Source organism: Pedobacter deserti, assembly GCF_024436415.1.
Lineage (GTDB): Bacteria > Bacteroidota > Bacteroidia > Sphingobacteriales > Sphingobacteriaceae > Pedobacter > Pedobacter faecalis.
Genome location: NZ_JAFMZQ010000001.1, coordinates 740365 through 753651, shown reverse-complemented (window position 1 = coordinate 753651; position 13287 = coordinate 740365). Strand labels below are relative to the sequence as shown.

Annotated in this window: 9 protein-coding genes; 5 read left to right on the top strand and 4 right to left on the bottom strand. The window is 47.5% G+C overall.

The genetic code is table 11. The features are described from left to right. Positions 1-7 precede the first annotated feature (7 nt). From trpC to J3P40_RS03480, 4 genes are all read right to left on the bottom strand, one after another. Positions 8-799, bottom strand: a complete 792-nt coding sequence (trpC, locus tag J3P40_RS03495; RefSeq protein WP_256003001.1) for an indole-3-glycerol phosphate synthase TrpC — start codon at positions 797-799, stop codon at positions 8-10. A gap of 3 nt (positions 800-802) precedes the next feature. Next, positions 803-1375 carry an anthranilate synthase component II gene (locus J3P40_RS03490; RefSeq protein ID WP_256003000.1) on the bottom strand — a complete coding sequence of 191 codons (573 nt, stop codon included), beginning with the start codon at positions 1373-1375 and terminating at the stop codon, positions 803-805. Between the two features lie 26 nt (positions 1376-1401). Next, positions 1402-2802 carry an anthranilate synthase component I family protein gene (locus tag J3P40_RS03485; protein ID WP_256002999.1) on the bottom strand — a complete coding sequence of 467 codons (1401 nt, stop codon included), beginning with the start codon at positions 2800-2802 and terminating at the stop codon, positions 1402-1404. A gap of 225 nt (positions 2803-3027) precedes the next feature. Further along, positions 3028-3471: a cytochrome B gene (locus J3P40_RS03480; protein WP_256002997.1), complete on the bottom strand. Its 444-nt coding sequence runs from the start codon at positions 3469-3471 to the stop codon at positions 3028-3030. Between the two features lie 222 nt (positions 3472-3693). Here J3P40_RS03480 and J3P40_RS03475 point away from each other — a divergent pair, with 222 nt between their 5' ends. From J3P40_RS03475 to J3P40_RS03455, 5 genes are all read left to right on the top strand, one after another. Next, a complete protein-coding gene (locus J3P40_RS03475; RefSeq protein WP_256002995.1) occupies positions 3694-4305 on the top strand; it encodes a porin family protein in 612 nt (203 codons plus the stop codon). 97 nt (positions 4306-4402) lie between these two features. Beyond that, the gene (locus J3P40_RS03470) at positions 4403-6103 is read left to right on the top strand and encodes a glycoside hydrolase family 3 protein (RefSeq protein ID WP_256002993.1); all 1701 of its coding nucleotides are present in this window, start codon (positions 4403-4405) and stop codon (positions 6101-6103) included. Next, positions 6093-9314, top strand: coding sequence for a UvrD-helicase domain-containing protein (locus tag J3P40_RS03465; protein ID WP_256002990.1), 3222 nt, complete (start codon positions 6093-6095; stop codon positions 9312-9314). The genes J3P40_RS03470 and J3P40_RS03465 overlap by 11 nt, the downstream gene beginning before the upstream one ends. Before the next feature lie 10 nt (positions 9315-9324). After that, positions 9325-12213: a PD-(D/E)XK nuclease family protein gene (locus tag J3P40_RS03460; RefSeq protein WP_256002988.1), complete on the top strand. Its 2889-nt coding sequence runs from the start codon at positions 9325-9327 to the stop codon at positions 12211-12213. Positions 12214-12294: 81 nt separating this feature from the next. Next, positions 12295-13281: a pyruvate dehydrogenase complex E1 component subunit beta gene (locus J3P40_RS03455; protein WP_256002987.1), complete on the top strand. Its 987-nt coding sequence runs from the start codon at positions 12295-12297 to the stop codon at positions 13279-13281. Positions 13282-13287: the final 6 nt, after the last annotated feature.

Sequence of the window (13287 nt, the reverse complement as noted above, 5' to 3'; positions counted from 1 at the left end):
ACAAAAGTTATACCGACTTAACCTGACTGACAAAACTGCGCATAGCCGCGCCAGGGTCCCTTGTCTTCATAAAGTTCTCGCCGATAAGGAAACCGTTAAAACCCGCGCTCTTCAGCAAAGCGATCGTTTCGGGGTCGCTGATGGCACTCTCAGACACCTTCATGAAATTGGCAGGAATCCGCTCAGCAAGACCAAATGATGTCTGTATGTTTACAGTAAAATCCGCCAAGTTCCGGTTGTTTACACCGATTGCATCCAGATCCTCGCATAAACTGCGGTCCAGCTCTTCCTGGTTATGAACCTCCAGTAATACGTTCAATCCGAGCTGTTTTGCAAAGGATGAAAGCTTGGTGATCTGCAGCGGACTCAATATAGCTGCGATAAGCAGAACGATGTCCGCGCCCCACGCCTTGGCCTCAAGCAACTGGTATTCGTCGATCATAAAATCCTTGCGGAGAATAGGTATATCATTATTTTCCCTTGCCCGGAGCAAATCCTGAGGCGAACCGCCGAAAAAATCCCGATCCGTCAACACCGACAAAGCCGATGCACCAGCACTTGCATAGGCCTGGGTAACCTCCACAACGGAGGCCTGATCGTTGATGACACCTTTGGAGGGTGACCGGCGTTTAAACTCTGCGATGATGCCTGTGCGGTCTGCAGCCAGGAGGTAATCCTTAAATGAATGCGGGCTGCGATTGAAATAGACACTCGCCTCGAGTTGCGCTCTGGATACCGATTGTTTGGCCTCCTGTACTTCTGCTTGTTTCCGAAGAACAATGCGATCTAAAATATTCATATACTAATTATCTAACCAGGCTTTCATCATTTCCCTACCATATTCTGTCAGCACGCTCTCTGGATGAAACTGTACGCCCCGCAGGTCGTAAATATTGTGTCTAAGCGACATAATCTCACCACTGCTGTCGGTAGAGGTCACCGTAAAGCATTCCGGCATGCCCTCTTTCTGCACTACCCAAGAATGGTACCGTCCTACATTGATTACCTCTGGGCAGTCTTTAAACAGTAACTCATTCCTATCGTTAACGGTTATCGGCGTAGCAATCCCATGCATCGGCCTGCCAAGGTTAAAAAGCGTTCCGCCGAAAGCTTCAGCAATTGCCTGCTGACCAAGACAAACACCAAAAATACTTTTCGTCGGCGCATACCTTTTAATTACGTCAAGCAGCAGACCCGCCTCTTCAGGAATGCCCGGACCGGGAGAAAGGATAATTTTATCATATTGCTCCACATCAGCCAGCTCGAACTTATCATTACGCCAAACCTCCACATCACGGCCCAGTTCATTTACCAGATGCACCAGGTTGTAAGTAAATGAATCATAATTATCAATTACCAAAACTTTCTTTTCCATATTTATATCTCTGTCGGCAACAACCCCTAAATACCAGCGGCCATTTCGATGGCCCTTCGCAATGCCGCTATCTTGTTATTTACTTCATTTAATTCACTTTCCGCTATGGAATCGGCCACAATTCCTGCTCCCGCCCTATAATGGAGTTCATTATTTTTACTCATAAAAGTCCGGATCATGATACAATGGTTAAAATCACCATTGAAGCCCATATATCCCAGGGCGCCAGCATAAAAATTACGCCCAAGTCCCTCATAGTCATCGATCAGCTGCATTGCCCGGTACTTAGGGGCGCCGCTGAGCGTTCCCGCTGGGTATGTGTCGGCAACCACCTTAAAAGCAGAGACCTGGTCCTGTAAACTGCCGCTGACTTTAGACACGAGATGAATTAGGTGAGAGTAGTACTGCACTTCCTTAAAAGATTTTACCTCCACCCCGTTGCAATGCCGGCTCAGATCATTCCTCGCCAGGTCTACCAGCATCACGTGCTCAGCGCTCTCCTTGGGATCCTGTTCAAGTTTACGCGCCTGTTCCGCATCCTCTTCATCATTACCTGTTCGTTTAAACGTTCCCGCAATCGGAAAGATATTGGCTACGTTGTTCTTAATCGTAATCTGTGCCTCGGGCGAAGATCCGAAAAGCTTAAAGCCTCCATAATCGAAGTAAAACAGATACGGCGAGGGATTTATAGAGCGGAGGCAACGGTAAACGTTAAATTCATCACCCTGAAAGCCCTGCTTAAAAGCTCTGGACGGAACAATTTGAAAAACATCTCCCCTTAGGATATGCTTTTTCATCTTTTCCACCATCTCCATGAATGCTTCGTCGGTCAGATTAGATTCTTCCTTCCCGGAAGACCTAAAGCTATACTCGGGGAAGTTCTTATTCTGGATCAGATATTCCATTTTTTCGAGATCATCAGATTTCTCCGCGTCAAAGGAATTCCCGAACAGCGTTACTTCATTTCTGAAATGATCGATCGCAATAATATAGCGGTAAACATGATACTGCATCAAGGGTATTTCTTCTATTGGTCGCGTCGGAGCCGAGAAGGAGATGTCTTCAAAATACGGCACAGCATTCCATGTAAAATAACCGAACAGTCCGTTAGTTAAATCTTTAATAGCCGGAACCGGTTCAAGTTGGAATTTCGATTTAAAGCGCTCTATTTCCTCTACAAGGTTAAATTTTTCCTTCTCGAACTTCGTGCCGTCGGGAAAATACGTGGACAACACGCCCTTCTGCAACACAATCCCGGCTACAGGCTCTGCACACACAAAACTCATAGAGTTCTCGCGGCTATGATAGTCGGAACTTTCCAGCAGGATCGTATTCGGAAAGACGTCGCGCAGCCTTAGGTAGATGCTCACCGGGGTAGTTGTATCGGCAAGCCTTCTTTTATACGTTGTTGTGATGGTGTATGTCATCAGTTATTTTTTAATCTTTCGTAAAACCACGAAAAACAAAAACCCGACGTGTGGTTCTACGTCGGGTTTTCAATGTGGTTGGTTTAGGTTGACAACTATATTGTACACAAAGCTTCGACGGAACGCTTATCAGAGTTACGACGCCATTGCCATGTATGTGTATTGTTAATCATGTGTCACAAAAATATAAATAAATCAAGCAAAGCAAAATATATTTGTAAAAATTTATGAAACACCAAAGAAAGAGCGTGTAGGATCAGCCTTGGTCATCGCGATTATTGCAGCAATGATCACAACGACAGCTAAACCGAAATAAATGGATATCGCACGATGTTTTGCCTGAGCTAACTCAAAACGCTTTGAACGTGCGTTGCCCACAGTGATCAGGATGATGGCAAAGATCATCATGCCGATGTGCTCCATCTTCCAGTATCGAGCAAGCGGAACACTGCTCTCACCAGAAAACCAATCCCCCAGAAAGTAAAGCGCCAGGCCCAAAAGTAATTGGATATGCGCAGATATCAGGGCAAAAACATTTAGCTTCCTGTTCCCCTCTGTGTAAGGTTTACTGCCAAGCCACCCGGCTACAGCCTGAATGGTGGCCAGAACTAATAGGAGCAAAACAACATAGCGCCAACCTGAATGTGCGCTTCTTAAAATATCGTACATAAGTCTTTTTCTTTCAAAAATAGTCAATTAAAATTACGGCACAACCTCAGTCAAGAACCGACAATCTGCGCCGACCTCTAAATCGCGATCCCTCAACGACCGTTGTATCAAAAAAGATACATGTCCGGCGAGCTTTTAAGTCTGCCAACGCCCTTCCGGACGCGTTTTTTTCGGGTTGGCACACTTCTTTCTAGGCATACTGCGAAACAAAAACATACAATTATGAAAAAGTTATTTATCGTAGCAATAGGCTTATTTATGGCGACAGCCGCAACCGCACAAGATGGAATCCGTTTAGGCGTTAAAGCAGGAGTGAATTTACCCAATGTAATTAAAGATGATGGCGACAATGATTTCGACACCAAGATCAATACTGGCTTTAATGCAGGTATCACCTTGGATATCCCGCTGATTACGGGTCTGGCCTTTACTCCGGAGTTGCTGTACTCGACGAAAGGTTTTAAAGTTGACAATGCCTTGGGCGAGTACAGAACAACGACTCACTTTATTGACGTGCCGATCCTGGCATCAATTAATCTCGGCGGAAGTGGACTCAACTTGGTAGCTGGCCCGCAGGTGTCTTTCCTTTTGTCTACTAAAAACAAGTTCGAAAATGACTTCGGTTCGGTAGAGCAGGAAATTGAGGAAGATAGCGACCGCTTTAAGAAAAGCCTGCTAGGTGGTGTCATCGGACTTCGTTACGACATCAACAACCAGTGGGATATCCACGGCCGTTATGCGCTTGACTTCCAGAAAAATAATGAGGACGGCACCAGTCAGACACCTGAATTCAAAAATCAGGTATTTTCCATCGGTCTGGGACTTAAATTTTAAGACAATCCCAATCAACATCAAAAGCCGCCTGATCAGCGGCTTTTTTTATAAATTTGGATCAGGACAATTCCTACCCGTAACGACATCGACATACACAATGGATTTCAAATACATTATAGCCCTTTCCACATTAATCACTGCATTCTTTTCCGCTGGCGCTCAAAGCAGCTATCTGCAGGCCTTAGAGACGCCCAACCCCTGGGTCGACTCTGTCTTTAAAAGCTTAAACAAAACAGAAAAAATTGCCCAACTTTTCTTTGTCCGGGCACATACGAACCGTGGAAAGGCCTATGAAGACTCCGTGGCAAAGGTCATAAAACGCGAGCGTATCGGGGGGCTTGTCTTCTTTCAAGGCGGGCCAGGACGGCAAGCTGTACTCACCAACACCTATCAGTCTTTAGCCGAAGTACCCTTGCTGATTATGTCTGACGGCGAGTGGGGACTTGGTATGCGGCTTGACAGCACCATCGCCTATCCTTATCAGATGGCTTTAGGCGCTATCCAGCAACCTCAGCTGCTATACAGAATGGGTCAGGAAATCGCAAAAGATTACAAACGTATCGGTATGCACATGAACCTCGCGCCGGATGTTGACATAAATAACAATATCAACAATCCAGTGATCAATTACCGCTCTTTCGGCGACAACAAGTACCATGTCACCGCCCGGGCAGGCGCCTATATGAAAGGTATGCAGGATGGCGGATTACTAGTTACACTTAAACACTTCCCCGGCCATGGTGATACCGACGTCGATTCACATTATGACCTTCCGCTGCTCCCGTTTTCCAGAGAACGGCTCGACAGTTTGGAAATATACCCGTTCCGGGAACTCATTCAGGCGGGCGCGGCCGGCGTTATGATCGCACACATGAACATTCCTGCGCTAGACCCCACCAAGAATATTCCCTCCACGCTCTCCCGGCCTATCGTACAGGGCATTCTAAAAGACGGTCTGGGATTTAAAGGCCTCGTAGTTACGGATGCAATGGAAATGAAAGGCGTTGTGAAACATTTCCCCGAAGGAGAGGCTGATGTGATGAGCATTGTAGCCGGAAACGACATTTTGGAACTTTCTGAAAACAGCAGAAGAGGCATACGAATGGTCCGCCGGGCGGTTCGGCAGGAGCGTATTCCCATGGAGCGGATCGATGAAAGCGTAAAGAAAATCCTTACCGCCAAGTACTGGGCCGGTCTTCACACCAGAGATACTATAAACGAGCATCATGTTTATGATGACGTAAACCGTGCAGAGAGTATCCATCTGCGAAAGGAACTCGCCAACGCGGCAATGACCATGGTGAAAGGAAAAAGCTATATAAATACCCTCTCCTCGGCCAAACGGACCGTCATCGTCGCTGTCGGCACCCCTGACGAGACGCTGTTCCAGCGCGAGCTCCGCTCGTACTACAGCGGATCCACCACCTACCGGCTCGATAAAAATGCCTCCGCAAACCAGATTTCGGCCGTTATGAGGAACATCGGGACTCAGGACCAGATCATCGTTAGCATTCATGACACTCGAGTTAGGCCCGGTAACAATATTCCACTCAGCGCCGACCTTAAGATGTTCATCCGCGACATGGCCGCAAGGAAGGCATCGTTTGCTTTGTTTGCCAATCCCTATAACTTGGCCGTGCTTCCGGGGCTTGAACAGGCAGGAGCTCTTCTGCTCGCCTATCAGAAAGAGGATTTTATGCAACAGGCAGCGGCAGACGTGTTTAAAAATAAACTAGTGCCTACAGGTAAACTTCCGGTGACCATCAACGCTTATTTTAAAGCAGGCGATGGCGAATAAACCTCTAAAAATACTTCAGGCATCTGCGGGCTCCGGTAAAACCTTCAGCCTCACGGCACATTATCTCACCCTCCTGCTTTCTGGCGAAAACAAATACAGGGAAATACTTGCCGTAACTTTTACAAACAAAGCCACAGAGGAGATGAAAACCCGGATACTGGACGTACTTGAGGGCTTTGCCCGTGGAGAGCCCCGATACGACAGCTACCGTGAAATTGTGTTAAAAGCACACCCTAAACTGGACGCAGCAGAACTGCGCGACCGGGCCGACCGTATTTATCGCAAGATACTGCACGACTATAGCCGCTTCTCTGTCAGCACGATTGATGGCTTCGTGCAAAAGGTGATCCGCGGATTTGCCTTTGAACTCGGTCTCGATACATCCTACAACCTGGAAATGAACTATGAAAAGGTTAAGGAAGAGCTGGTCAGCAAGCTTGACGAAGCACTGGACCACAACAAGCAGTTGCTCCAATGGATTATCGATCTGGCTATCGAACGGATCAGTGATAACAAGAGCTGGAACTATAAGACGGAACTCTACAATCTCATCGGTGAGATATTTAAGGAACGTTTTCAGTCTTTCGAAGATGCGGTGTCTGCTATGGGTGACAATGAAATAGACGCCTTGTTTAAACGCTATATTGACGTCAATAAAGAAGCCATCAAAAACTTTGAGGGGGAACTCACGAACCTCGCCATAGAAGCGCAGGATATCTTCAACCGTTTCGGAGTTGAAAAGGAACACCTCAACAGGAAATCGCAGAGTCCGCTGGCCAAAATCCCGATGATTATTGGCGGTGACCTTTCAAAGATCGAGGCGCTTTTTAACTTTGTTGACGACCCGGATATATGGTTCCAGAAAAACACGAGGCTCGACGAAGTGTATGCAGCGCTGAACCCCGTACTCAAAAAAATTCAGACATATTATACGACCCACCTGCCGCAGTACACACTTGCCCTGGCGTTCAATAAAAACTTATATTACCTGCGCCTGATGCAGGAGATCGCCGTTTTACTGAAGTTGTACAGAGAAGAAAACGATAACCTGCTTATCAGCGACGCACAGAAATTGATCTCCGGTATAACCGACGATGCCGGCGACAATCCGTCATTTATCTGGGAGAAAGTGGGCACGCGCTACCGGAACTTTCTATTCGACGAATTTCAGGATACCTCGACCAGCCAGTGGAACAGCTTTCGCTCTTTGCTCACCAATGCGATTGCCACGCCGACAGAGCATCTGATCGACCACCTGATTGTTGGTGACACCAAACAATCGATATACCGCTGGCGCAATGGCGACTGGAATATTCTGCACAGTCAGGCCCGGCTCGACGTTGGGGCCGACAGGGTACTGGAAGAAAGCCTGGAAGAGAACTACCGCAGCGCTGAAAACATCATTACATTCAATAATTTCTTGTACGTGCAGGTGCCGCGCCTCCTGCAGGAGGACTTAAACGCTACTATACAAACTAGACCGTCTGCAATCTGCGAATGGTGGCAGCAGAAAGGGTTTGAGCAGATCATCACCTCCATATATTCAACCGCGGTACAGCAGACTGCCAAATCCACGCCTATGGGCGGCACCATCCGCATTCGCAAAATCGGGAAAGAAGATGCCGACGCAGGTCAGCGCTTTTCTGAAAGTGTATTCCGGGATATTGCGCTCGATGAGTTGGTAAAAGAGATCAGCCACCTAAAAACAGATCTGGGCTATGCAGCAAAAGACATCGCCATTCTGGTGCGGTCAAATACGGAGGCTGTACTGACCGTAAAAAAGCTCATGAGCCAGGGAATTGAGGTGATTTCCGGTGAAGCGTTGATGGTTTCGGCCAATTCAGCCATTCAGCTTATAGTCGAAACGCTAAGGGTGTTCACCGGCGTCGACACACAAACCGCTCTGCACAAAGCGAACTGCATTGCATTATATCATGCCCTTAAGGCTGAGAGCCTGAATGCGAGCCATTATATGGGCTTAAATAACATATCGCTTAGCAATTTGCATCATGTTTTGCCTGCCGCACTTTGCACGAACTGGCAAAGCTGGATACAGCTGCCACTGCCGGAGCTCGTTGAGATGCTCATAGAGGCGTATGGACTGAGCGAAATGGAAGAACATTTACCCTATTTGCTCGCATTTCGGGATCTGGCCGGCAATGCAGGAAAGCTAGGTGAAAAAGGGATTGTCGCTTTTCTGGAATGGTGGAGCCAGGAAGGCATCACAAAATCACTCCCCTCTCCGGAGACTGCAGACGCCGTCCAGGTCATCACTATCCATAAGTCGAAGGGACTTGCGTTCCGTGCTGTTTTTATTCCTTTCTGTACTTGGGAGATCAAGGGCAAAGCAAACAGTATCTTCTGGGTTTCTTCTACCAATACGGCCTATAGCGAACTAAGAGGTATCCCGTTGCGGTACAGCGAAAGCCTAAGCAACTCGGTCGTCGCGCAGGCCTATTACGAGGAACTCTTTTATAATTATATGGACGCGTTGAACATGCTGTACGTGGCCACTACAAGAGCGAAAGACTACCTTTCTATCGGCACCATGGTTAAAAAGGACACGGCTAAGTTAAGCACAGTAGGTGACGTGCTGAACAATATTTTTCAACACGAATTTGACGAGAACAACGTCTATGAAATCGTCGATGTGGTTCCCGAACGGGATACTCAAACGCACGATGCGACTAAGATCAAGCTCGACCATTATCCGGTGTCGACCCGTCTTTCGAGTTTGTACCTCGACACGCAGGAGCGGCACTTGAAGCATCTCCTGAATATGGATAAGTCCAGCAGGCGGGGATCGCTGCTTCATGATGTCCTGGCCAATGCCACGACCGCGCAGCAGGTTGAGGATTACCTGTCAGTGCTCGCGCTCGATGGGATCGTTCAGGAGACGGAAAGTGAAGAATTGAAAATGGCTGCGCAAAAGGTGCTGAGCAATCCTGATCTCCAGGCTATACTTAACAGGCCTTCTGAAAGTATTACCGAGAAAAATATCATCGACCCGCAGGGCAAGATACACAGGCCAGATCTTGTCCTCTTCAATGGGGATCAGGTGGTCATTCTCGACTACAAATTTACGCTGACAGAAGCGGCAGAACACCTGCAGCAGGTTTTGAAGTACAAGTCGCTCTTTACCCAAATGGGCTATTCCAAGGTCGACGGGTACCTATTTTATGCGGTAACCGGCCAATTAAGACCCATTTAGTTTGAACAGCATGAAACCATTTTTACAGGAAGTTGCAGAAGATCTTACTGCCCGTTTCCCCAACCAGTTGCAGCATTGCGCCATCATTTTCAACAATAAGCGACCTGCAGTATATATGCAGAAGTATATGGCCGACATCATCCGGAAGCCATTCTTTAGTCCCGCATTTTTCACAATACAGGAATTCTTTGCCAGATCGACCCAACTTAAAACGGCCGACTTCTATATGCAGTTTTTCACCCTGCACAGAATCTATAATGCGCTGCTGAAGGAAGAAGGTGTGGAACCACTCAGCGGCAGTAAGTTTTTCCCGCTTGGGAAGATCATGCTGGCCGACTTTGCGCAGATCGATATAGACCTTGTAGATGCGAATAAACTTTACAGAGATATGGAAGATATCTCTGTAATCAACAAAGAATTTGACTACCTCAGTCCGGAGCAATACCAATTCCTGGCACAATTCTGGACCTCTTATTCAGAAGGCAAACACAAAAAGCAACAAGAGCTTTTTATCAGAATGTGGCGCAGAATGCCTAAACTGTATCATCGCTTTCATGAAGCGCTTACGGCACAGGGTAGCATTACTACGGGGCAGGTGTACCGGCAGCTGGCTGAGGATCCTGCACTGATCGCCAGGCTTTGTCAGGATTTCCAGAAAGGACAGATTGTCTTCGCCGGATTTAACGCGCTAAGCCGTGCCGAGATGCAGATATTCAAGATCCTCCAGGACATGGAAAAAGCGCTCTTCTATTTCGATGCAGACCCCTATTACCTGGACGACACCCTGCAGGAGGCCGGATTGTTTCTACGCAGAAATATTCACCAGCTTGAGTTGAAAAATGAGTTTGCCAACAGCCCCGGAATGATAAACACGCAATCCCACGAAGTCAATGTATATCGGGTGCAGGGACAAAGTGCCCAGGCAAAAATACTCAACACCATCCTCGAGTCCGACTACCGCGATAACCGCGAGGTCGGTTCTACCGCTGTGGTGCTGGCGGATGAATCCTTGCTTATTCCGTCACTGCAGACAGTTCCGGCAGAGTTTGAGGGATCAACGATCGACTTGAATGTGACCATGGGATTCGCGCTCGCCGCCTCAAGCGTGTTTGGTTTGGCCGACCTCTGGTTGAGCTGCCAGTTGGAAATTCACAAATCCGGAGCGGTCTCCTATAAAAACCTGTCCGCATTTATGACTCATCCGCTTACCGGACTTAGTCAGACAATGCGCGATAAGATTAATACCGCCCTCCTGCTCGAAAAAGAAATCGAAGTTCCTCAGGAAAGGCTGCTTCGGCAAAAAGGGCTCTTTGAAGTCTTCTTCAGAAGTGTTCCCGGCCCTGAAACGCGCTCAGCAGAGATCCCGCCAGTAAATCTCATTACACCGCTTCTAGACATAATTAACTTTCTGCTACAGCGCCTTTCAAGTTCCGGGAGATTAAGGAAAATAGATGCGGAACTTTTCGTCAAAACCATCCAGGAGTTAAACAGATTACATGACACCTTATCAAAGTATCTGCAGGAGGAAGAGCTCAGCTTTACTGTTTCCTTGGTGCGTAAGGCACTAATGAGCATTTCCGTACCGCTCAGCGGTGATCCGCTGAAAGGCATACAAGTGATGGGGCTGCTGGAGACACGAAACCTCAATTTCGATAAAGTGGTGTTTCTGGGATTCAACGAAGGTATTGTACCCAAGGCGTCTACCGGGACCAGCTTCATTCCCGATAGCCTGCGAAGAGTCTACGGGCTGCCTGTCCTTGAAAATCAGGATGCGATCTCGGCTTATATGGTTTACCGGCTGATACAACGGGCTGGCAACATCAACTTCGTGTATAACAGCCTAACCGACGAGTCGGCTTCAGGCGAACCAAGCAGGATTTTGAAACAACTCGCTTATGAAAGCGGGTTTAAATTCAATTATTATTCGCTCGACTTGAATGTGCGGACTGAACCGCAGCGGGAGATACAGATTGAAAAACAAGGTAATGCCGCCATACAGGCTAGTCTGCAGCGGTATTTGAGTCATCAGCGCACGCTTTCGCCATCGGCGCTGACCCAATACATCCTCAACCCAATCGATTTCTTTTTTAACTATATCGCGGGCATCCGGGAGCCCAAAGAGGTCACCTCCGTCGTAGAAGCGAATGAGGTAGGCTCCATTCTACATAAGGTGATGGAATACTTCTATGAAGATGCGCTTGGCCAGGAAATAACTGCCGAAGTGCTTCAGGTAAAAAGAAAGCAAATTCCGGCGCTGACCGAAAAAGCCTTTGCCGCAGTTATTTTCAATGACCCGCGCAGAACTGTAGCGTTTAAGGGGATGCAAAAAGTCATTCTTGCTATTGTGGAGGCTTATGTCAACATCATTGCCGACCAGGATGCCTCCCAGGCTCCTTTTCACATCCTGAGTCTGGAACAAAAAGTAGAAGCTGAGATCAGCTTTTCCCTTCATGGCAAAGAAGCGAGTATCAAAATTGGCGGAATAATCGACCGGGTTGATTATAAAGACGGCGTAACCAGGATCGTTGACTATAAGACGGGCAGCGACAAACTGAGCTACAAAGACATTCCCGGGCTGTTTGATACGGACGGAAAATACGTCAACAAGGCACTGGTGCAGACATTGCTGTACACCTGCATCTATGAAATCTCCTCCGGCAAGAAAGCTGTCGAACCAAACCTGTACATCGTAAAAACGATGAGCCAGGAAGGTGTCTGGTTCAAGTCGGGCCGTCAGACCCTCACTGGCGCATACCTGGAAGAAGTTAAACAGCAATTCATGGAAGGCCTCAGGGAGAAACTCTCCGAACTGTTCGGCTCCCCTTATTTCCGGGTAAGTCTGATCGAAGACAACTACAAGTATTCGATCTACAAAACCCTGTTTGGCAGGCAGGTCTGAGCAAACGAAAAGCCTGTCTTGAAGCTTGCATTTGAAAGCAATTTTATCTAAGTTTGCCCACAATAAACATTTGAATATACAATGAGAGAGATTCAATTCAGAGAAGCTTTACGTGAGGCCCTTAGTGAAGAAATGCGTAAGAACGAAAACGTGTTTTTGATGGGTGAAGAAGTTGCGCAATATAATGGAGCTTATAAGGTTAGTCAGGGTATGCTTGACGAATTTGGCGATAAACGCGTAATCGACACCCCTATTGCTGAGCTTGGTTTCGCAGGTATTGGTATTGGTGCTGCAATGAATGGTCTTATTCCGGTTGTCGAGTTTATGACATTCAACTTCTCTCTTGTTGCTATCGACCAGATTATTAACGGCGCAGCCAAAATGCTTTCCATGAGCGGCGGGCAGTTTTCGGTACCGATCGTATTCCGCGGCCCTACTGGCAATGCCGGTCAACTGGGGGCACAGCACTCACAAAACTTTGAGAACTGGTATGCAAACTGTCCAGGTCTTAAGGTGGTTGTTCCCGCTACACCATATGACGCCAAAGGCTTGTTAAAGCAATCTATCCTTGATCCTGATCCGGTGATCTTCATGGAATCTGAGGTAATGTACGGTGACAAAGGTGAGGTGCCTGAAGGTGAGTATTACCTCCCACTCGGCAAAGCCAATATCGTTAAGGAAGGCAGCGATGTAACGTTGGTTACTTTCGGTAAAATGCTGAGCCGTGTGGTTAACCCAGCGGTAGAGCTGCTGACAAAAGAGGGCGTTAATGTTGAGGTCATCGACCTGCGTACCGTACGTCCTATTGACTACGAGACAATCATCAACTCTGTTAAAAAAACCAACCGTTTGGTTATTGTTGAAGAAGCATGGCCGCTGGCGTCAATATCTTCAGAAATCGCGTTCAATGTGCAAAAGAACGCCTTCGATTACCTGGATGCACCGGTGCTTCGCATCACCTGCGCTGATGTGCCGCTGCCATACGCACCTACACTCATCGCAGCAAGTTTACCTAACGCAGAGAAGGTAGTGAAGGCTGTAAAAGAAGTGATGTACGTCACTAAATAACGCCAA

Bases quoted from the DNA above. Each gene is read 5' to 3' on its own strand.
- J3P40_RS03470 (WP_256002993.1), top strand. From the start codon at position 4,403: ATGGATTTCAAATACATTATAGCCCTTTCCACATTAATCACTGCATTC.
- J3P40_RS03485 (WP_256002999.1), bottom strand. From the start codon at position 2,802: ATGACATACACCATCACAACAACGTATAAAAGAAGGCTTGCCGATACA.
- J3P40_RS03475 (WP_256002995.1), top strand. From the start codon at position 3,694: ATGAAAAAGTTATTTATCGTAGCAATAGGCTTATTTATGGCGACAGCC.
- J3P40_RS03460 (WP_256002988.1), top strand. From the start codon at position 9,325: ATGAAACCATTTTTACAGGAAGTTGCAGAAGATCTTACTGCCCGTTTC.
- trpC (WP_256003001.1), bottom strand. From the start codon at position 799: ATGAATATTTTAGATCGCATTGTTCTTCGGAAACAAGCAGAAGTACAG.
- J3P40_RS03465 (WP_256002990.1), top strand. From the start codon at position 6,093: ATGGCGAATAAACCTCTAAAAATACTTCAGGCATCTGCGGGCTCCGGT.
- J3P40_RS03490 (WP_256003000.1), bottom strand. From the start codon at position 1,375: ATGGAAAAGAAAGTTTTGGTAATTGATAATTATGATTCATTTACTTAC.
- J3P40_RS03480 (WP_256002997.1), bottom strand. From the start codon at position 3,471: ATGTACGATATTTTAAGAAGCGCACATTCAGGTTGGCGCTATGTTGTT.
- J3P40_RS03455 (WP_256002987.1), top strand. From the start codon at position 12,295: ATGAGAGAGATTCAATTCAGAGAAGCTTTACGTGAGGCCCTTAGTGAA.